The following is an 18,375-nucleotide window of genomic DNA, read 5'->3' as shown; positions in this document are numbered from 1 at the left end:
TGGCACTGGCTTATCAATAGCACCCTGTTGAGTTCTCAAAGAACAACCACACACCATCCGAAGCCCCACAACCGCAGGACCCCATCCGGGGCAACCTCTCCAACCTACTCGGTCCGACTTCCGCTGTCAACCTCGTATCCGAGATGATCAACTTGGTGCGACCCGATCCACGCTGACGCACGCCCAAACGGGCGGTCGCTTCTCTCGTGGGAAGCGGCAGACCGGCCGATCGCCGCTCTCGCGGCCACCCGCCCGGCTCCCTGCCGGCTTTCGAACCCTACCCGGTCGGCTTCGCGTTCGCAACTCCGTGTCCCGGAGATTCCCGCACCGCCCAGATCCTCAGCCTCGCTCGGCGTCTCCGCCACGAGCCTGGCGCCCGTTCTCGGCCGGTTTATCCGGCCTCCCGCGTGCAGAGAGAAAGTTACGCGGAGCGCCGGCGGAAGGCAAATCAACGTCTGTCGCTGGAGCTGCTTGGCCCGAACCGGGACCGACGGTCAAGCGGACGAGCGCGTCGGCGTGCCACAGTGTCTGGCATGGATGCCGCTTCCCCCGCCCCGGCGGCCACGCTCGCCGCGGACGCTCTGCTCGGCCTGCTCCTGCCGCTCTGGCAGGTGGTCATCGGCGGCTTCGTGCTCGTCGTGCTGGTCGTGTCGGTGGCCCGGCTCGCGCGGCGCGGGCGGTCCCGGATGACCACGGCGCTACTGGTGACCGCCGCCGCGATCGCCGGCTTCGCCCTGGTGGGCATGCTGCTCCAGAGCTAGGCCGGGGTGAGCCGCCGGTTCGCCAGGCTGGGCAGTTCGGCGCGGATGCTCCGCAGGCGGTCGAGGTCCAACTCGGCCACGGTCAGACCCGGCCCGTCCGGCACCTGGGTGAGGACGATGCCCCACGGGTCGACCACCATGCTGCGCCCGAAGCAGGTACGACCCGGCTCGTGGTCGCCGGTCTGGCCGGCGGCGGCGACGAAGCACTGGTTCTCGATCGCCCGGGCCCGCAGCAGGACCTCCCAGTGGTCCCGGCCGGTGTGCATCATGAACGCGGCCGGCACCACGAGCAGCTCGGCGCCGCCACTGGTGGCCAGCTCCCGGTAGAGCTCCGGGAACCGCAGGTCGTAGCAGATCGACAGGCCGACGCGGAGCCCCTCCACATCCACCACCACCGGCTGCTCACCGGGTGCGACGGTCGCCGACTCCCGGTACGACACCCGCCCCGGGATCTCCACGTCGTACAGGTGGATCTTGCGATAGCTGGCGGCGAGCGTGCCGCTGCGGTCGAAGACCAGGGAGGTGTTCCAGGTGTGCGCCGGATCCGGACCGGCCTCGTGGAAGGAACCGGCGATCACCCAGATCCCGAGCCGTCGGGCGGCCTGTGCGAAGAACGTGCCGACCACGCCGTCGACGCCCTCCGGCGCCGGCATCCCCACCGCCCGGCCCAGATAGTCGACGTACTCGGGCAGGACGGCGAGGTCGGCGCCGGCGGCCGCCGCGCGGACCAGCAGGGCCTCGGCCGCGGCGAGGTTCGCCGCCCGGTCGTCGCGGGCGTTGAGCTGGCAGACGGCGACACGCATGCCGATCAGCGTACGGGCGGCGGGTGCCCGGCGACACCCGCTCCACGTCGACGCCGGGTCAGGCCGACTTCTCCTCGCGGTCCCGGCGAGCCCGCCGGCCGGTGAACTCCCGCGGCACGATCGTCGGGTTGACGTTCTCCAGGACCACCTCGCGGGTGATCAGCACGCGGGCGGCGTCCGGGTTGCTCGGCACCTCGTACATCACGGAGAGGAGGACCTCCTCCAAGATCGCCCGCAGGCCGCGGGCGCCGGTGCCGCGGAGCATGGCCTGGTCGGCGATCGCCTCCAGCGCCGGCGGCTCGAACTCCAGCTCCACCCCGTCCAGCTCGAAGAGGCGCTGATATTGCCGGACCAGCGCGTTGCGTGGCTCGGTGAGGATCCGCACCAGGGCGCTGCGGTCCAGGCTGCGCACGTTGGTGATCACGGGCAGCCGGCCGATGAACTCGGGGATCAGGCCGAACTTGAGCATGTCCTCCGGCATGACCTGGCTGAAGATGTCGTCGGTCGACCGCTCGGAGATGGACCGCAGGCGGGCGCCGAAGCCGGTGCCGCCGTGCCCGGTGCGGGCCTCGATGATCTGGTCGAGCCCGGCGAAGGCGCCGCCACAGATGAACAGCACGTTGGTGGTGTCGATCTGGATGAACTCCTGGTGCGGGTGCTTCCGCCCGCCCTGCGGCGGCACGTTGGCCACCGTGCCCTCGAGCATCTTCAGCAGCGCCTGCTGCACGCCCTCGCCGGAGACGTCCCGGGTGATCGACGGGTTCTCCGACTTGCGGGCGATCTTGTCGACCTCGTCGATGTAGATGATCCCGGTCTCGGCGCGCTTGATGTCGTAGTCCGCGGCCTGGATGAGCTTGAGGAGGATGTTCTCCACGTCCTCGCCGACGTAGCCGGCCTCGGTCAGGGCGGTGGCGTCCGCGATCGCGAACGGGACGTTCAGCATCCGGGCCAGGGTCTGCGCCAGGTGCGTCTTGCCGCACCCGGTCGGGCCGAGCAGGAGGATGTTGGACTTGGCCAGCTCGACGGCGTCGCTGCCGGAACCCGGCGCGCCGGCCGCCTCGGCCTGGATCCGCTTGTAGTGGTTGTAGACCGCGACCGCGAGGGCCTTCTTGGCCTGGTCCTGACCGACGACGTAGTTGTCGAGGAACTGGCAGATCTCCATCGGCTTGGGAAGCTCTTCCCACTTCACCTCGCCGGACTCGGCCAGCTCCTCCTCGATGATCTCGTTGCAGAGATCGATGCACTCGTCGCAGATGTAGACCCCGGGGCCCGCGATGAGCTTTTTGACCTGCTTCTGCGACTTGCCGCAGAACGAGCACTTCAGTAGGTCGCCGCCGTCACCGATCCGTGCCACCTACGTTCTCCCTGCACTCATCGGCCGGTGCCCCGGCCCTGACCTGCCGGACGCCGGGGCGCCCGTCCGTGTCGATCCGTCCCCGCCGGTCCGAGCCGGCGAAGCACCCGGACCCGACGTTACCCGCTGGCGGAGGTTTCTCCGACCCCCAAAACGGGTGTGTCAGAGGTCGGCCGGGAACGAACTCCCGGGCCGACCTCCGACCCGTACTGCTCAGCTCGCGGCGTTGGCGGCCAGCAGACCCTTCTTGCGGCTGGTGAGGATGGTGTCCACCAGTCCGTACTCCTTGGACTCCTCGGCCGTCATGATCTTGTCACGGTCGATGTCCTTGCGGACCTGCTCGATCGGGCGGTTGCAGTGCCGGGAGAGCATGTCCTCCAGCTGGGTCCGCATCCGCAGGATCTCCCGGGCCTGGATCTCGATGTCCGAGCCCTGCCCGTAGCCGCCCTCGGTGGCCGGCTGGTGGATGATGATCCGCGAGTTCGGCAGGGCCATCCGCTTGCCCGGCGTCCCGGCCGACAGCAGCACCGCCGCCGCACTGGCCGCCTGGCCCAGGCAGACCGTGGAAATGTCCGGCCGAACGTACTGCATGGTGTCGTAGATCGCCGTCATGGCCGTGAACGAGCCACCCGGCGAGTTGATGTACATGATGATGTCGCGGTCCGGGTCGGTGCCCTCCAGCGTCAGCAGCTGGGCCATCACGTCGTTGGCCGACGCGTCGTCCACCTGCACGCCGAGGAAGATGATCCGGTCCTCGAAGAGCTTGTTGTAGGGGTTGGACTCCTTGACCCCGTACGAGGTGCGCTCCACGAACGACGGGAGCACGTAGCGGTTGTGCACGGCCGCGAACTGGGGCGGCAGGCTCAGGTCGGTCATCGTCAGCTCCTCAGCTCAGGGTCCCGGCGCCTTCCGGAACCTGGGTGGCTCCGGTGATCACCTTGTCGATGAAGCCGTAGTCCATGGCCTCCTGGGCGGTGAACCAACGGTCACGGTCCGAATCCGCCTCGATCTCCGCCGGGCTCCGACCGGTGTGGTGCGCGACCCGTTCCTGGAACATCCGCTTGGTGTAGAGCATCTGCTCCGCCTGGATGGCGATGTCCGCCGCCGTGCCGCCCATGCCGCCGGACGGCTGGTGCATCATGATCCGCGCGTGCGGGAGGGCGTACCGCTTGCCCTTGGTGCCGGCGCAGAGCAGCAGCTGGCCCATGGAGGCCGCCATGCCCATCGCCACGGTCGAGACGTCGTTGTCGATGAACTGCATCGTGTCGTAGATCGCCATGCCGGAGTAGACCGAGCCACCCGGCGAGTTGATCCAGAGGTTGATGTCGCGGTCCGGGTCCTCCGCGGCGAGCAGCAGCAGCTGCGCGCAGATGCGGTTGGCGACCTGGTCGGTCACCTCGCTGCCCAGGAAGATGATGCGCTCCTTGAGCAACCGGTTGTAGACCGAGTCGTCGAGGTTGCCAATTGAGTCGCCCCCACGGGCGTCGACCGCCCGGAGCGGCTTCGCTGGGATGTGCATGTCGGTCATGGCAGCCCTTCGCTCTCCGTACCGTACTACCCGACACTAACCGCTCGGCCCTACGGCAGAGTCCCGGTCGGGGCACTGTTCGCTCTCAGCGCAGCTGCCCCGGGGACGTACCCGAGAAAGGGTTTCGGCCGCCGTCGGCGCCGGAAACCGGCGGACGGCGGCCGCACCCGACGATCAGTGCTCGTGGGCGTGCTCGGCCTCGTTCGCGGCGCGCAGCGCGTCGAGGGTGACCTCGTTGCCGGCCGAGTCCTTGATCTTGACCTTCTCCATCACCGAGGCGAGCGCCTTGCCCCGCCGCACGTCGCCGAAGACGGCCGCGGCCGCCCCGGAGCGCACCAGCTGGTCGTAGTACTGCTGCGGGGCCATGCCCGCCCGCTGCGCCCGGTGCACGATCTCGTGGCCGAACTCGTCGTCGGAGACCTGGACGTCCTCGGCGTCGGCCAGCGTGTCCAGCAGGAGCTGGATCTTGACGCCGTCGGTCGCCGCCTCCTGGAGCTCGGCGTCGATCTGCTCCTCGGTCTTCTCCTCTGCGGCGAGGTACTCCTCCAGCGAGGCGCCGATCCGCTCGAGCTGGTCGACCATGGCCGCCTTGCGGCTCTCGACCTCCTCCTTGACGACACCCTCCGGGGCCGGCACGTCGGCGGCCGCGACGAGCTGCTCAAGGGCCTTGTCCCGGGCGGCGTAGATCTGCTCGACCCGCTTGCCCTGCTCGACCCGGCCGCGCACGTCGTCGCGCAGCTCCTGGATGGTGTCGAACTCGCTGGCCAGCTGGGCGAACTCGTCGTCCAGCTCCGGCAGCTCCTTCTCCTTGACCGTGCGCACGGTCACCGCCACCTCGGCGTCCCGGCCGGCGAAGTCGCCACCGACCAGCTGGGTGGTGAACGTGGTGCTCTCGCCGGCGGCGAGGCCGACCACGGCCTCGTCCAGCCCCGGCAGGAGCTGCTTGCTGCCGACCTCGTGGGAGATGTTGCTGGCCGAACCGCCCGGCACGTCCTCGCCGTCCACGGTGGCGTTGAGGTCGATCTGGACGTAGTCGCCCTCCTGGGCCGCCCGCTCGACCGTCTTCAGCGTGGCGAACCGCTCGCGCAGGTTGTTCACCTGCTCGTCGATCTCGCTGTCGGCGATCTGGAGCTCGTCCACGGTCACCTCGACGGTGGCCGGGTCCGGCAGGGTGATCTCCGGGCGGACGTCGACCTCGGCGGTGAAGTTGAGCGAGTCACCGTCGTTGAACTCGGTGATCTCGACCTCCGGCCGGCCGAGCGTCTTCAGATCGTGCTCGCGGACCGCGGCGAGGATGTTCTGCGGGATGGCCTCCTGCACCGCCTCGTTGAGGACGGTGCCCCGGCCCACCCGCTGGTCGATGATCGCGGACGGCACCTTGCCCCGGCGGAAGCCGGGAACCTGGATCTGCTGGCCGATCTCCCGGTACGCCTTCTTGAGGCTCGGCTCGAGCTCGACGAACGGCACCTCGATGGCGAGCCGCACGCGCGTCGGGCTCAGAGTCTCGACGGTGCTCTTCACAGGCGTACTCCTTGACGGATCTCAGTTGAGTCTGGGCGTGATTCAGCGCATCGAGTGTAGGCGAGCCGGGCGGCTGCTCTCGCAGCGCCCGGGGCACCCCGCGGCGAAACGGGGGCACTCCGGGCGTCCCCGGCCGCGAACGACTGTCGGGGTGGCGGGATTTGAACCCACGGCCCCTCGCTCCCAAAGCGAGTGCGCTACCAAGCTGCGCCACACCCCGTGGCGACGAGAAGTGTATGCCGTCGGTGCCGGTCCGAGGTGCCGGGGCGGCCACCAACGCGCCGAACCGGCCGCAACCGGACATCGCGCTCCGCCGCGGCCGGCGGGCCACCGCGCCGGCCTGTGCGCGTGGTCGTGGTGGACCGGGTACGCTGTCGGCGCGTCCCGCGGTGTCGGGGCGTACGCGGGCGTAGCTCAATGGCAGAGCTTCAGTCTTCCAAACTGACGGTGCGGGTTCGATTCCCGTCGCCCGCTCCACCCACGAAGGCCCAGGTAGACCGCATGATCGCGGCACCTGGGCCGTTCGCTTCTCCCCCATCCTGGATCTTGGGTGCCATCCACGTGCCATTCACGGCCGGGCGTCGGCCACTCCCGGCGATGTGGCGGTCCATCGCCTGGGCAGTCTCACGGTCACGCTCGCTGGTGGCGCGCTGGTAGATCAGGGCGGCGCGCAAGGTGGCGTGGCCCATGCGGTGCATGAGCTACCGGTCGGCGGGCTGGGCGTGCTCTCGGGCGTGACCTAGTCCAACTGTGCAGCGTCCGGGCCCTCGCCCCAGATGTTCATCATCGTCCAGCGTGTCAGCCCGTAGACCAGCGTCCAGCCGACCGGCGTCAGGTAGGACACCACGATGACGAATGCTGCGACGGTGCCGGCCCGGATCCGATCCCGCAGTGCCTGCTCCCCCTCGCCCTTCAGGGCGCGCCGGCCCCGCCAGGCAAGAAGCGCCGCGAACAGTGGGGCCAGCCAGGCCACCGCCATGGCAAGCATGGTGAACCAGGCGAACGGTTGAGCCAGCGAGCCGCGTACCGACTGTCCTTCAGGCAATGGCGCGTAAACCATGTCGTACACGCTGTTGCTGTTCCCGCCGTGCGGCCCGCCTAGGAGCCCGAAGAGAAAGAAGAAGGCCGTGAGCCCGTAAGCCCACACCAGGGCGAGCTGGGTCCGCCACAGTCCGTTCGTCATCAGTCCAGCACCCAGTTCAGCAGCAGCCGGCCCGGCGGCAGCAGCGTGAAGACGAGGAAGGCCAGCGTGAGGCCGGCCGCCCCGAACACCCAGCGCCGCAGCGCATCGGACATCTCCCGACGCCGTCTGGCCAGCGAGGTGAACGACATCAGCAGGAAGAGGACCGCGGTCATCGGCCCCACAACCGTGATGATCATGGCTGGAATCAGCAGCACCAACATCGGCCCGCCGAACACGTCGCCGGGCGCCTGGCATCCGGTCGTCAGCGAGCAGTGATCGGCCCCTTGGAAGGTGAAATTCAGAAGGTAGGGGACGACCGCGCCCGCCAGATAGAGCGACACCATCGACAGTTGCCCGACCACGAGCAACCGCGCCGCGACAAAACGGGACCCCGGCTGTGTCACGCCCGAAGCATAGGATCCGTGGATCTCCAGCGCCAGCACGGAGCGTGCGGGACCAGGTCGCTGCTTCAGCCGTGCGGCGATCGGTCGGCGGACGGCGGGGGGGAGCGGTGAGATGCGGGTTCGATTCCCGTCGCCCGCTCCACCCGGCCGCCGGCCCTCCCCCGCGATCCGGCGATCTCCCGGTCACGCTCGCTGGTGACGTGGTGGGCGAGACCAGGGGGCGTTTGTCGTCGTCCAGCGACAACCGAACGCACCCGCAACGGCTCAGATCCGGGCCCGCCCGCAAGGTCCCGTGATCGGGCAGGCGCCGACGCTCAGGGGCTGGGCACCACCCGGACGATGCTCTCCCCGCCACTTGCCGCGTTGTCGCCGTCACCCACGGCGGTGACCAGGTTGTAGTAACCCGGCTTGGCGTCGGGACCGATCACGATGGTGCTGACGGGTCGTTCGTCCGCCCTGCCGGATGGCCGAACCGGTGCGGCCGTGAAGGTGACCAGCCCGGCAACGGCCGGGACGCCCTCTGCCGCGGCCTTGACGTCAGCTACGGTGGCGAACGGACCCGTCAGGTGTGCGGTCAACTCGACCTGCGGTGGGGTTCCGCCCGGCTGCTCCGCGGACTCGACGGCCCAATGCGCGGTCAGGGTCTGCCCAGGCCGGTACAGCTTGTCGACGTCCTCGGCGGGGCAGCAGGTGTAGGTCACCGCCGGGGCCGGCACGGAGCCGGCAGGCTCGGTGCCGCAGGCCGTCAGGAGCGGCAGGACCACGCAGGTGAGCAGGCGGACCCGCGACACGTTCATGCGCGGGATCATAGGCCCCGGCTGCCAGGCTCGTAGCGGCTCGACCGGGCAGGAACGATCAGGACGCGGCGCGGCCGGTATCCGGTCCGCGGAAGGACGGCGAAATCCCGGGCACGCCGCTATCACCCCTCCGAACGCCGGCAAATCACAGCTTCAGGCCCTCTACCGTGTCAAATCCGTACCAGTCCAGGGAGAAATAGCTGCCAGCGGATGGAACCGCTGGAAAGACGCCCCAACTGTTGATGCCTTCGCCCGGCTCCAGGGAGAAATCCTCCCCGGGATGCCCCAGTCGCGGTACGGCAGGAAGGCCAGCCGCCAGGCGATCACGACGAAGACGAAGAGGCCCGCCGGGGCGACCAACCACAGCAACGCGTCCCGCCGGCGGTACGACACCCGCGGCGCGAGCCAGGCCGTCACCGCCACCGGAACCGCTGTCCACCCGACGTCCGCCAGCGGGCCGCTGCCCCGGCGTCGCCTCGATCAGCGCGCGGATGACGACGGACGGCACCGTGACCCCGAGCACGAGCAGCGCCGCAATCAGGGCGCGGGGACCGTGTCCGAGGGGCGGGCGCGGGCCGGACGGGTCGCGGGCCATGGCGACCCGATACTGGCCGGACACGGGCGCGTCCCGAGTGGGCGAGGCTAACCGGCAACTCAGCCTGCTCGACGCCCGCCGGAGCTTCGCGCGGCGCGGCGTGAGCGCCCCCGATCGGGTTGAGCGGGCACGGCCGCCGCTGCCGGAGGGTCACCCCCTTTGCGTGATTGCGGCACCCCTTGACCACGTACGCCTCGTCGCCGCCCGTCCGACACCGGCGCCCGACGTCGCCGGCCGGCACATCGAAGGCCAGCCAGCCGACTCGACCGTCCACGCCGGCCGGTAACGCTCGTCCACACCGGCCGGTAACGCTTCGGCCGGCTGCGGGCAAGTACCGGGCATGAACGTTCGGCCCCGCCGACGCCCACCCGCTGCTGGCCGACCACACCACCTGCTGTCCGCGGAGCGGATCTTCTTCCGCTGGAACGGGACCAACTCGCCGGCGTTCAACGTCCATCTGCGCCACCTGCGGGAGAACATCGAGGCGATGTGGGCCGAACAGTCACCGGTCGACCTGCGGCGCTGGGAACTGGGTGCGAACTCGTTCCAGAGTTGACCGCGGGTGGCACCGGCCGGGCGGCGGCGCACGACGACCGGCAGCCTGCGACGCTTGCCTGCCCGGTGCGTACGATGCGGGCCGGCGTCCCTCGTCCCCCCGCGGAGGTATCCACCGATGGCAGGTCAGCTCGATGGTTACGCCCTCGGTGTCGACCTCGGGACGTCGAACACGGTTGCCGTGCTGCGCTGGCCGGACGGGCGTACCCGGCCGCTGCTCTTCGACGGGCAGCCGATCCTGCCGTCCGGGGTGTACGCCGACGCCGAGGGCGGGTTGCACGCCGGCCGGGACGCGCAGCGCCTGGCGCAGGCCGAGCCGCGCCGGTACGAACCGAACCCGAAGCGCCGGGTGGACGAGGCGGAGATCCCGCTCGGTGACCGGGCCTACCCGCCCGCGGAACTGCTGGCGGTGACGTTGCGGGTGGTGGCGGACTCGGCGGTCGGCGCGGTGGGCTTCCTGCCGCCGGCCGTGGTGACGTACCCCGCGGCGTGGGACGAGGACCGGCGGCGGGTGCTGCACGACGCGCTCCGGCTCGCCGGGTGGCCCGACGCCGCCGAGCACACGCTCTCCGGGCCGGTCCCGCCCGGCACCCGGCTGCTGCGGGAGCCGGTCGCCGCGGCCCGCTACTACACCGAGACGCTGCGCCGACCGGTGCCGGTCGGTGCCGCCATCGCCGTCTTCGACTTCGGCGGTGGCACCCTCGACGTCACGGTGGTCCGCAACGAGGGCGCCGACCCGTGGGGAGACTCCGGCTTCCAGGTGATCTCCACCGGCGGGGTGGCGGATCTGGGCGGGCTGGACCTGGACTCGGCGCTGGTCGAGCTGCTCGGGGAGCTGGTCGGTGCGGACCACCCCCGGGAGTGGGAACGGATCACCAGCCCGGAGAGCTCGACCGCCTGGCGCGACCGCCAGCAGCTCTGGGACGCGGTACGCGGGGCGAAGGAGATGCTCTCCCGCGCCACGGTCGCCCCGGTCGCGGTGCCCGGGGTGGATGAGCCCACCCAGCTGACCAGGGCGGACCTGGAACGGCTGGCCACGCCGCTGCTGCAGCCGGCGGTGCACGAGACCCGCCGGGTGGTCGAGGCGGCCGGGCTGGCCACCACCGAGCTGGCCGGCCTGTTCCTGGTCGGCGGCTCGTCCCGGGTGCCGCTGGTCGCCCGGATGCTGCACACCGAGTTGGGTGTCGCGCCGACCGTGCTGGAGCAGCCCGAGCTGCCGGTCGCCGAGGGCGCCCTGACCGACATCCCGCTGCCGGTCGGCGCCCGCCGCCCCGGCGTGCCGGGTCAGGCCGCCGGTCGGGCGGGTCCCGCGATACCGAGGTCCACCCGGGTCGCCGATCCCGAGTTGACCGTGCCGGTCCCCGGTGGCCCTCCCCCGCCCGGCCCCGGCCTACTCGGTCGGCGCGGGGCGGGACGGGCGGCCGGCGGGGCGTTGCGCCGGTGGGCGCCCTGGATCGCGCTCGGCGCCGCGCTCGCCCTGACCGGCGTGGCCGTCCCGGCGGGGCTGTACTGGCTGAACCGGGATCCCTACCCCGCCCTGCGGTTCGGCAACGTCAGCGAGATCGCGCGCACACCGCCCGCCGAGAAGCGGGCGACCAGGATGTTCACCGCCCTGCTGGAGGGTCGCGCCTACCTCGCCGAGCAGCTGGACGACGATCGCCTCGACGTGCGGGCGGTCCGGGCCACCACCGGCGACGAGCTGTGGCGGATGCAGACGTCGGCCCGTACCCGCCAGTGGGCCTCCATCCAGGCGGTGCCGGGCGGGCTACTGCTGGTCGGCGGACCGTCCAACGCCGGCCCCACCCGAGAGCTGATCTTCCTCGACGGCGGCTCGGGGCGGCAGCGCTGGCAGCAGCCGATCGGCGACGACGACAAGGTCTTCGTGGGCCCACGTACGGCCGTCTGGGTGGACCGCGCCGGCGGGCGCCTGGTCGGCCTGGGCGTACGCGACGGCGAGCAGAAGTGGGCCAAGGCCAACCCGCGCGGCCGGTACGGCAGCACCGACACCCAGGTGGTGGTGCTGAGCACCGACCAGTCCCTGGGCGGCCCGTCCTACTTCGACGGCCGGCCGCGGACCCCGTGGGTGGGCGACATCGACCGGCTGGTCCAGGTGGGCGCGGACCGTTCCGTCCGGTTGATCGACCTCTCCAGCGGCAAGCTGCTGCGCGAGCGCCCCAACGTCGCCGACGTCGACGACCGGCTGGTGGCGTACGGAGACCGGCTGTACGTGACCGAGAACCAGAGCGGCTACCGGCTGCTCTCGTACGACCTGGAGACGCTGGGCGAGCCGACCACCCTCTACACCAGCCCCGACGACCAACGCCGCCCGCTGGACCTGGTGGCCTGCGGCGAGCACCGGGCGTGCGTGCTGGAGGAGCGGATCGGCGACGCCGAGCGGACCGAGGTGATCGCGGCGGCGGAGGGCGAGAAGGTGCGCCGGTGGCCGGCGCCGAGGGCCGAGGACCTGGTGCCGCTGGGCGAGCACCTGCTGGCCCGGCGCACCTCGTCGGATCAGTACGTCACCCTCTTCGACGCCCGGGGGCAGGCCGTGCTGGCCGACCGTACCGGCGTCGCGGTCCGGATCGACGGCGGCAACCTGCTGGTCTTCGCCGAGCCGCCGAGCGGCTACGAGGACGACCGCAGCGTCGCCGGAATGTCCGTGGCCGGGGACATCCCGTTCGAGATGGGACAGCTCGCCGACGTACGCAGCGAGACCTGCTCGTGGGACTCGGCGGTGATCGTCTGCGGGGCGGAGAAGCACTTCGTGCTGTACCGCTTCGCCGGCTGACGGCCGGGCTCGCCGACCGGCCGGGCGCCATCGGAGGGCGGCGGTCACGCTCGTTTCCGCCTCCGCCACCCCGGGTACGGCTGCCGCATGGAGACGAACACGAAGGCGTACCTGGTCGGCGGTCCCCGCGACGGCAGCAGCCAAGACGTGGACGAGCAGGCCCTGTTGGAGATCGAGATCGACGGCATGATCCACCGGTACGTCCGGACCACGATCCGGCACGGCGAGGACGGCACCGTCTACAACTACGACGGCATGGTGGCCCCGGGCGGCGGTGAGCCGGGAGTGGAGGACCCTGCGGCCCGGGTGGCCTCGCCGAAGGCCGACGCCGAGGGCCACGGCGGAGCGCACTGACCCGACCGTGGGCCCGGCCGGGCGGATGAACCGGGCCGGGCCGGGTATGCGCCCGCCGTCCTGTTGGGGGAACGACCGGTGTCGCGGCGATCCGCGACCGGGCGCGGGGCGGGCGGTGTGCCGGCCCGCCCCGCCCGTGCCGGCCCGCCCCTGCCGACCGTCAGCTGCCGGTGATCCAGTTCCAGGCCGAGACGACCCACTCCGTCTGCCGCAGGTACGCGATGCCGAGCACGGTCAGGAAGACCGCGCTGACCAGGTGGGCGCCGCGTGCGCCACGCCGCACCCGGCCCAGTTGCCGCTCCCAGACCACCCTGCCGACCAGCCGGGCCAGCGCGAAGAGGCCCACCGCCACCAGCAGGCTGAGCAGGAAGGTCAGCAGCGGCGCACCCAGGTCGCCCCGCCCGGAGATGGCCCAGATCCCCCAGCAGACGAAGGCGAAGAGCCCGGCGGCGGCACTCCACTGCCCGCCGATCTTGAGCTGCGCCAGGTGCCAGCTCATCGGCCGGCGCGGCGCCTCCGCCGCGCCGGCCCAGTCGACGTGCTCGTCGACCACCGGGAACGGCTCCGTGCGCTGCCGGCGGGGACCGACGGTCGCCCGCCCCCGGGAGAAGGCGTCCCGCTGCGGCGGCACCCCGACACCGGGCTGCGGCGGCACCTCGACGGTGCGTTCCGCCCACGGCTGCCTCTGGTCTGCCATCTCGTGTTCCTCCCCCGGGACCGACGCCGACCCTTCGGCCGGCCGCTCCGTTTCGAGGGTAGCCAGCGCGCAAATAGGTCGCCGCCCCGCACCTGGTCGGATAGACACAAGCGGTGACGGACATCCAGGTCGGCCGCGCCGACGAGTACCACCAGATCAGGCAGTTGCTGGCGCTGGCCTTCCACGACACGACGGAGCCGGAGACGAGCGAGGTCGAGCAGCCCCTGTTCGAGCCGGAACGGTCGCTGCTGGTGCGGGCCGGGGAGCGGATCGTCGCGCACGCCGGGGCCTTCACCCGGGAGCTGGAGGTACCGGGGGCGAGCGTGCCGGCCGCGCACGTGACGATGGTCTCGGTCGCGCCCACCCACCGGCGGCGCGGGCTGCTCACCGCGCTGATGCGCCGGCAGTTGCGCGACGTCCGCGCCGCCGGCCGGGAGCCGGTCGCCGTGCTGTGGGCCAGCGAGGGTGGGATCTATCCGCGCTTCGGCTACGGCCTGGCCGCGCAGCGCCTCAGCATGGAGTGCGACCGCACCGAGCTGCGCCTGCCCGAACCGACGCCCGCCGAGGGCACGCTGCGCCTGGAGTCGCCGGCCTCGTGCCAGGCCGAGTTGGCCCGACTGTACGAGCGGGTGCGCCCCGAGCGGCCCGGCTGGTCGGCGCGGGACGAACGCTGGTGGCAGTACGTGCTCAGCGACGTCGCCGCGCTGCGGGGCGGGGCGACCGAGCGGCGGGCGCTGCTGCACGACGGCCCGGACGGGGCGGACGGGTACGCGCTGTACCGCACCAGGGACCACTGGGACCGGCTCGGCCCGCGCGGCGAGGTGCTGGTCGACGAGGTGGTGGCCGCCACACCCGAGGCGTACCGGGCGCTCTGGCGGACCCTGCTCTCGCTGGACCTGACCCGGCGGCTGACGTACTACCGGGCGGCGGTGGACGAGCCGCTGCTGTGGCTGGTGAGCGAGCCCCGGCGGCTCGGCGCCGGCGTGGTCGACGCGCTCTGGGTACGCGTCGTCGACGTGCCCGCCGCGCTGGCCGCCCGCCGGTACGCCACGCCGGTCGACGTGGTGATCGAGGTCACCGACGAGCTGCTGCCCGAGAACACCGGCCGCTGGCGGCTGGTCGGTGACGCCTCCGGGGCCGCCTGCACGCCCACCGACCGGCCGGCGGACCTTGCCTGCGACGTGCGCACACTGGGTGAGCTCTACCTCGGCGGTGCCGGACCGGCCGTGCTCGCCGCCGCGGGCCGGCTGCGCGAGCTGCGGCCCGGCGCGCTCGCCGCGACCGCGCCGGCCCTCGGCTGGCACCGCGCCCCGTCCCCCATGGAGATCTTCTGACCGGCGCGGGTGGCGCTTGCTGAACCGGCGCGGGAGAGACCTTGCGGCAGGGCTGGCCGGAACCGGCGCAGCCGGACGGGCGACGGAAACCGGCGCAGCCGGACGGGCGACGGAAACCGGCGCAGCCGGACGGGCGACGGAACCGGCTCCGGGCGGTACGGTCGGCTGATGGGTGATGCGGAACGACGGCGACGCCGGCTGCGGCACCAGCCGGAGCTGGACGCGATCGGCCGGGAGGCCGACGGGGTCGCGGCCAGCACCGCCGCGGTGCACGACACGGCCGAGCCGCCGCCCCGAAGCCGCCGGAACGGCCCCGGCGAGGAGGGTGAGCGCGGGCTGCGCGGCCTGGTCGGTTCCGGCTCCACCCAGGTCGGGCTGACCGCCGCCCTGCGGGCCCGGGACGCCGCCCGGCCGAACGAGGAGGACCTGGCCGAGGCCGAGGCCCGGATGGTGATCATCCGCCGCAACTGGGTGCCGCGCGAGGACCTGCCCCGCCCCGGCCGCTGACGCTCCCGCGCGCGGGACCGCGTCGGTCTGTCCCCGGGTGTGGCCGACCGGACGCGGGGCGCGCCGGGTCAGGCGGGCAGCTCGGGAAGCTGGTGGCTCTCCTCGTACGTGGCCACCTGGGCGATCCGCCGGGCGTGGCGCGGGTTGCCGGAGAACGGCGTGGCGAGGAACGCCTCGACGATGGCGGTCGCCTCGTCCAGGGTGTGCTGGCGAGCGCCGATCGCCACCACGTTGGCGTCGTTGTGCTCCCGGGCCAGCTGCCCGGTGTCGATGTTCCAGGCCAGCGCCGCCCGGACCCCGGCGACCTTGTTGGCGGCGATCTGCTCGCCGTTGCCGGAACCGCCGATGACCACGCCGAGGCTGCCCGCGTCACGGACCACCCGGTCGCCGGTGTGCAGGCAGAACGCCGGGTAGTCGTCGTCGGCGTCGTAGGCGTGCGGGCCGACGTCGACCACCTCGTACCCCTGCTTGGCCAGGTGGTTGGCCAGGTGCACCTTCAGCTCGAAACCGGCGTGATCGGATCCCAGGTAGACGCGCATACCGCGCAGTCTGTCAGGCCGCTCTCCGCGCCGACGCGCGGGCGGCGGCACGGAGGCGGATTCGTCACAGGATTCAGCGGGGCAGCTCGGCGACCACCAGACCGGCGCGTGCCTTCGGGGTGAACCAGGTGCTCTTGCGCGGCATCTTCTCCCGGGTCAGGTTCACCGCGACGAAGTCGTCCACGGTCACCGGGGCGATCAGGATCGCCAGCTCCGCCCGGCCCGCGTCGACCTCACCGGTCAGCCAGGAGGCGGGGTAGTCGCCGCCGACGTAGGTGATCCGCTTGTCGCCCGGGTCCAGCCCCAGCGCGTCCCGCAGCACCAGCCGCTCGACCAGGGCGTGGTCCAGGTTCTCCAACCGGCCACCGCCGACGTGCGGCAGGCGCACCGCGTACCCCTGCCCGGCGAGGTGGAGGTGGACGGTGCCGCCGGCCGCCGGCACGCCGGTCGGGCCGGCGACCGGGGTGATCTCCGCGCCGGCGGCGCGGAGCCGGTCGAGCAGCTCCGGCGCGGTGGTGGTCAACTCGCTGACCAGCCGGTTGTACGGCTGGATGGCCACCGACGCCGGCGTGGTGATCACCGAGAGGAAGCGGGGCAGGCCGCCGGTCTGGGCGGCCAGGCTGCGGTGGTTGCCGTCCGCCACCACCAGCTCGCCGCCGGCGGCGAGCGCGGTCAGCCCGTCCTGCTCCGGGCCGGGGCCGACCAGCCAGATGGCGTGCGTCCGCCCAGCCTGGTCGGTGTCGGTCGCGGCGGGGGCGCCGGCCGCCTCGGTCGCCGCGGCGAGCGCGGCCTGCAGCTCGTCGCCCCGCCCGGTCTGCAACAGCAGTACGGGCGAGAGCAGGTGCCCGAGCGCCTCGGCCAGGGCGACCCGCTCCCGCACCTTGGCGATGAACACGTCCTCGTTGCGGATCACCAGGCCGGGCTCGTCGGCCCGGGTGGAGATCTGGTCCGTGTCGACCATGGCGAACAGCCCGTACGCGGTCTCCTCGCCGGGCGCGCTGATCCGGTAGAGCACCACCACCTGCTCGGCGGGGGTGTAGCTGCCGTCCGCCTTGGCCTCGGCGAGGCGGGCCACCGCGTCGGGGAGCGCGTCGAGGAAGGACTTCCCCAGGCTCTCCGGCGCCCGGTGGGGCATCTCGATGCCCAGGGCACTGTGCGGGTTCGCCTCGATGATCGCGGTGATCTCCGCGTCGTCGGCGAACTCGTCGTAGTTCTGCGCGCCGGTGCCGCCAGTGGTGATCCAGGCCCGGGCGATCGGATGCACGACCGTCATGCCCGCTGACGCTACCCGCGCCCCCATCCCGCCGACGCCAGACCCACCCGCCGTCCACCAGATGAAAGCAGGGGGCCCCGGTTAACGCATTCTGTACAGGCGGGGGCCCGCTCAACAACCGACGCCCCCGGCGGCTCTGGCTCAGCCGGCGCGGTCGGCCGGGGCGTGCGGGCTGCGGTGCCGGCCCGGCGTCGGGGCGGTCGGGCGGCGGCCCGGGACCGGGCCGGCGGGGCGGTACGGCCCGGCCGCCGGCCCGAGCCGTACCGTCGTGACCGCCGGCGGCATCGGACGGCCGGCCGGGGCGGTGGCCCGGACGGGGTCGACGGCGCGGGGATCGGCGACCGCGTCGGCCGGCGGGGTCAGCCGGGAGCTGGCCGCCACCCGGGCGACGCCGACCACGATCGGCGGGGCGAGCAGGTCGCCCAGTTCCGCCGGGAAGGTCGGCCGAAGCTCGGGCCAGTCGGCCTCGGCCACGGACCAGTACGTCGCACCGGGTTCCTCGGTCGCCACCTCCGGCGGCGCGTCGTCGGACAGGCTGCGGTGCTTACCCATGGGAACGCCTCCAGGAGCTGCCAGGGGTGCGGCCCGGAGGCCGCCGGCTGGGACAACACCCGGTGAAACGAGACCCGCGCCGACCGGGTGACGCCCGGGCGGCGCGGGGTTGCGGCTGTTGACAGGAGCCCCTCCTCTACCGAAAGCGTTAACCGGGGGCCCCGCCTTACACCTCAGTCGAAGATGGGGGACTGCTCGCGGGTGCGCTTGAGCTCGTAGAAGCCGGGAGTGCCGGCGACCAGCAGCACGCCGTCGTAGAGCCGGCCGGCCGCCTCGCCCTTCGGGGCGGGGGTGACCACCGGCCCGAAGAAGGCCACCATCGCGCCGTCCGGGCCGGGGGCGTGCACCACCGGGGTGCCGACGTCGGTGCCGACCGGCCGCATGCCGGCCTCGTGGCTGGCCCGCAGCGCCTCGTCGTACGCCGTCGACTCGGCGGCGTCGGCCAGCGCCGGGTCCAGCCCGACGTCGGTCAGCGCGGCCACCAGCAACTCCCGCCCGACCTGCTCCTTGCCGAGGTGGATCCGGGTGCCGAGCGCGGTGTACAGCTTGCGCACCTCCGCCGGGCCGTACCGCTGCTCGACCGCGATGCAGACCCGCACCGGGCCCCAGCCGGTCTTCATCGCCTCCTGGTACGGCTCGGGCAGCTCCCGCCCCTCGTTGAGCACGGACAGGCTCATCACGCGGAAGCGGATGTCCACGTCGCGGACCTGCTCGACCTCCAGCAGCCAACGGGAGGTGATCCAGGCCCACGGACAGATCGGGTCGAAAAACATGTCGACGGCGGCGCGCTCGGCCACGGTGATATCCCTTCACGATGCGACGCCGGGCCT

The 18,375-nt window shown here is 72.4% G+C and carries 20 protein-coding genes and 2 tRNA genes; 7 read left to right on the top strand and 15 right to left on the bottom strand.

The annotated features are described in order from the left end of the window. The first annotated feature begins 533 nt into the window (after nt 1–533). On the top strand, nt 534–761 hold the full coding sequence (locus AB0H57_RS23430) for a hypothetical protein (protein ID WP_357509761.1): 228 nt from the start codon (nt 534–536) through the stop codon (nt 759–761). Here the strand turns inward: AB0H57_RS23430 and AB0H57_RS23425 are convergent. The 6 genes from AB0H57_RS23425 to AB0H57_RS23400 all read right to left on the bottom strand — a co-directional run bounded on the left by AB0H57_RS23425 (nt 758) and on the right by AB0H57_RS23400 (nt 6,187). Further along, nucleotides 758–1,564 (bottom strand): carbon-nitrogen hydrolase family protein, encoded by an 807-nt coding sequence (locus tag AB0H57_RS23425; RefSeq protein ID WP_357509759.1) that lies wholly within the window; start codon nt 1,562–1,564, stop codon nt 758–760. The genes AB0H57_RS23430 and AB0H57_RS23425 overlap by 4 nt on opposite strands. Before the next feature lie 58 nt (nt 1,565–1,622). Then, nucleotides 1,623–2,918, bottom strand: coding sequence for an ATP-dependent Clp protease ATP-binding subunit ClpX (gene clpX / locus AB0H57_RS23420; RefSeq protein WP_357509757.1), 1,296 nt, complete (start codon nt 2,916–2,918; stop codon nt 1,623–1,625). Between the two features lie 213 nt (nt 2,919–3,131). After that, nucleotides 3,132–3,794: an ATP-dependent Clp protease proteolytic subunit gene (locus AB0H57_RS23415; protein ID WP_121652300.1), complete on the bottom strand. Its 663-nt coding sequence runs from the start codon at nt 3,792–3,794 to the stop codon at nt 3,132–3,134. A gap of 10 nt (nt 3,795–3,804) precedes the next feature. Next, nucleotides 3,805–4,446: an ATP-dependent Clp protease proteolytic subunit gene (locus AB0H57_RS23410; RefSeq protein ID WP_222958257.1), complete on the bottom strand. Its 642-nt coding sequence runs from the start codon at nt 4,444–4,446 to the stop codon at nt 3,805–3,807. Nucleotides 4,447–4,620: 174 nt separating this feature from the next. Further along, nucleotides 4,621–5,967: a trigger factor gene (tig, locus tag AB0H57_RS23405; RefSeq protein ID WP_357509754.1), complete on the bottom strand. Its 1,347-nt coding sequence runs from the start codon at nt 5,965–5,967 to the stop codon at nt 4,621–4,623. Nucleotides 5,968–6,113: 146 nt separating this feature from the next. After that, nucleotides 6,114–6,187, bottom strand: a tRNA-Pro gene (locus AB0H57_RS23400). 183 nt (nt 6,188–6,370) lie between these two features. Here AB0H57_RS23400 and AB0H57_RS23395 point away from each other — a divergent pair. Further along, a tRNA-Gly gene (locus AB0H57_RS23395) sits at nt 6,371–6,444 on the top strand. A 262-nt stretch (nt 6,445–6,706) separates the two neighbouring features. On the opposite strand, the gene AB0H57_RS23390 is transcribed toward AB0H57_RS23395, so the two are convergent. From AB0H57_RS23390 to AB0H57_RS23375, 4 genes are all read right to left on the bottom strand, one after another. Then, a complete protein-coding gene (locus AB0H57_RS23390; protein ID WP_357509752.1) occupies nt 6,707–7,150 on the bottom strand; it encodes a hypothetical protein in 444 nt (147 codons plus the stop codon). After that, nucleotides 7,150–7,593, bottom strand: coding sequence for a hypothetical protein (locus AB0H57_RS23385; protein WP_357509750.1), 444 nt, complete (start codon nt 7,591–7,593; stop codon nt 7,150–7,152). The genes AB0H57_RS23390 and AB0H57_RS23385 overlap by 1 nt, the downstream gene beginning before the upstream one ends. Nucleotides 7,594–7,868: 275 nt before the next feature. Beyond that, nucleotides 7,869–8,351, bottom strand: coding sequence for a hypothetical protein (locus tag AB0H57_RS23380; protein WP_357509748.1), 483 nt, complete (start codon nt 8,349–8,351; stop codon nt 7,869–7,871). A gap of 145 nt (nt 8,352–8,496) precedes the next feature. Next, complete coding sequence (locus AB0H57_RS23375; RefSeq protein WP_357509746.1) at nt 8,497–8,970, bottom strand: hypothetical protein; 474 nt, start codon at nt 8,968–8,970, stop codon at nt 8,497–8,499. A 316-nt stretch (nt 8,971–9,286) separates the two neighbouring features. Between AB0H57_RS23375 and AB0H57_RS23370 the strand changes: the two genes are divergently transcribed. The 3 genes from AB0H57_RS23370 to AB0H57_RS23360 all read left to right on the top strand — a co-directional run bounded on the left by AB0H57_RS23370 (nt 9,287) and on the right by AB0H57_RS23360 (nt 12,643). Beyond that, the gene (locus AB0H57_RS23370; RefSeq protein ID WP_357509744.1) at nt 9,287–9,502 is read left to right on the top strand and encodes a hypothetical protein; all 216 of its coding nucleotides are present in this window, start codon (nt 9,287–9,289) and stop codon (nt 9,500–9,502) included. Between the two features lie 117 nt (nt 9,503–9,619). After that, nucleotides 9,620–12,289: an Hsp70 family protein gene (locus AB0H57_RS23365; protein ID WP_357509742.1), complete on the top strand. Its 2,670-nt coding sequence runs from the start codon at nt 9,620–9,622 to the stop codon at nt 12,287–12,289. Nucleotides 12,290–12,376: 87 nt separating this feature from the next. Beyond that, nucleotides 12,377–12,643, top strand: coding sequence for a hypothetical protein (locus AB0H57_RS23360; RefSeq protein WP_357509740.1), 267 nt, complete (start codon nt 12,377–12,379; stop codon nt 12,641–12,643). Nucleotides 12,644–12,803: 160 nt separating this feature from the next. Here AB0H57_RS23360 and AB0H57_RS23355 read toward each other — a convergent pair whose 3' ends face one another. Next, entirely contained in the window at nt 12,804–13,340 is a 537-nt protein-coding gene (locus tag AB0H57_RS23355; protein WP_357509738.1) for a hypothetical protein, read from the bottom strand. A gap of 113 nt (nt 13,341–13,453) precedes the next feature. On the opposite strand from AB0H57_RS23355, the gene AB0H57_RS23350 reads away from it, so the two are divergent. Together AB0H57_RS23350 and AB0H57_RS23345 are read left to right on the top strand one after the other, a co-directional pair. Beyond that, nucleotides 13,454–14,674, top strand: a complete 1,221-nt coding sequence (locus AB0H57_RS23350) for a GNAT family N-acetyltransferase (RefSeq protein ID WP_357509736.1) — start codon at nt 13,454–13,456, stop codon at nt 14,672–14,674. Nucleotides 14,675–14,842: 168 nt separating this feature from the next. Continuing rightward, nucleotides 14,843–15,181, top strand: coding sequence for a hypothetical protein (locus AB0H57_RS23345; RefSeq protein WP_357509733.1), 339 nt, complete (start codon nt 14,843–14,845; stop codon nt 15,179–15,181). Between the two features lie 68 nt (nt 15,182–15,249). On the opposite strand, the gene AB0H57_RS23340 is transcribed toward AB0H57_RS23345, so the two are convergent. From AB0H57_RS23340 to AB0H57_RS23325, 4 genes are all read right to left on the bottom strand, one after another. After that, the gene (locus AB0H57_RS23340; protein WP_357509731.1) at nt 15,250–15,720 is read right to left on the bottom strand and encodes a ribose-5-phosphate isomerase; all 471 of its coding nucleotides are present in this window, start codon (nt 15,718–15,720) and stop codon (nt 15,250–15,252) included. A 73-nt stretch (nt 15,721–15,793) separates the two neighbouring features. Then, a complete protein-coding gene (locus AB0H57_RS23335; RefSeq protein WP_357509729.1) occupies nt 15,794–16,993 on the bottom strand; it encodes a DUF1015 family protein in 1,200 nt (399 codons plus the stop codon). Between the two features lie 141 nt (nt 16,994–17,134). Continuing rightward, nucleotides 17,135–17,545 (bottom strand): hypothetical protein, encoded by a 411-nt coding sequence (locus tag AB0H57_RS23330; RefSeq protein WP_357509727.1) that lies wholly within the window; start codon nt 17,543–17,545, stop codon nt 17,135–17,137. Nucleotides 17,546–17,718: 173 nt separating this feature from the next. Then, nucleotides 17,719–18,342: a disulfide bond formation protein DsbA gene (locus tag AB0H57_RS23325; RefSeq protein ID WP_357509725.1), complete on the bottom strand. Its 624-nt coding sequence runs from the start codon at nt 18,340–18,342 to the stop codon at nt 17,719–17,721. Between the last annotated feature and the right edge of the window lie 33 nt (nt 18,343–18,375).

It is taken from the genome of Micromonospora sp. NPDC050686, from assembly GCF_040654475.1.
Lineage (GTDB): Bacteria > Actinomycetota > Actinomycetes > Mycobacteriales > Micromonosporaceae > Micromonospora.
The sequence above is the reverse complement of the archived record's forward strand: the minus strand, read 5'-3'. Positions and strand labels throughout refer to the sequence as shown.

What these genes read in the sequence shown, in the direction of transcription:
- AB0H57_RS23430 (WP_357509761.1), top strand. Translation starts at nt 534, where the DNA reads ATGGATGCCGCTTCCCCCGCCCCGGCGGCCACGCTCGCCGCGGACGCT.
- AB0H57_RS23425 (WP_357509759.1), bottom strand. Translation starts at nt 1,564, where the DNA reads ATGCGTGTCGCCGTCTGCCAGCTCAACGCCCGCGACGACCGGGCGGCG.
- AB0H57_RS23415 (WP_121652300.1), bottom strand. Translation starts at nt 3,794, where the DNA reads ATGACCGACCTGAGCCTGCCGCCCCAGTTCGCGGCCGTGCACAACCGC.
- AB0H57_RS23410 (WP_222958257.1), bottom strand. Translation starts at nt 4,446, where the DNA reads ATGACCGACATGCACATCCCAGCGAAGCCGCTCCGGGCGGTCGACGCC.
- AB0H57_RS23390 (WP_357509752.1), bottom strand. Translation starts at nt 7,150, where the DNA reads ATGACGAACGGACTGTGGCGGACCCAGCTCGCCCTGGTGTGGGCTTAC.
- AB0H57_RS23380 (WP_357509748.1), bottom strand. Translation starts at nt 8,351, where the DNA reads ATGAACGTGTCGCGGGTCCGCCTGCTCACCTGCGTGGTCCTGCCGCTC.
- AB0H57_RS23370 (WP_357509744.1), top strand. Translation starts at nt 9,287, where the DNA reads ATGAACGTTCGGCCCCGCCGACGCCCACCCGCTGCTGGCCGACCACAC.
- AB0H57_RS23365 (WP_357509742.1), top strand. Translation starts at nt 9,620, where the DNA reads ATGGCAGGTCAGCTCGATGGTTACGCCCTCGGTGTCGACCTCGGGACG.
- AB0H57_RS23360 (WP_357509740.1), top strand. Translation starts at nt 12,377, where the DNA reads ATGGAGACGAACACGAAGGCGTACCTGGTCGGCGGTCCCCGCGACGGC.
- AB0H57_RS23355 (WP_357509738.1), bottom strand. Translation starts at nt 13,340, where the DNA reads ATGGCAGACCAGAGGCAGCCGTGGGCGGAACGCACCGTCGAGGTGCCG.
- AB0H57_RS23345 (WP_357509733.1), top strand. Translation starts at nt 14,843, where the DNA reads ATGGGTGATGCGGAACGACGGCGACGCCGGCTGCGGCACCAGCCGGAG.
- AB0H57_RS23340 (WP_357509731.1), bottom strand. Translation starts at nt 15,720, where the DNA reads ATGCGCGTCTACCTGGGATCCGATCACGCCGGTTTCGAGCTGAAGGTG.
- AB0H57_RS23335 (WP_357509729.1), bottom strand. Translation starts at nt 16,993, where the DNA reads ATGACGGTCGTGCATCCGATCGCCCGGGCCTGGATCACCACTGGCGGC.
- AB0H57_RS23330 (WP_357509727.1), bottom strand. Translation starts at nt 17,545, where the DNA reads ATGGGTAAGCACCGCAGCCTGTCCGACGACGCGCCGCCGGAGGTGGCG.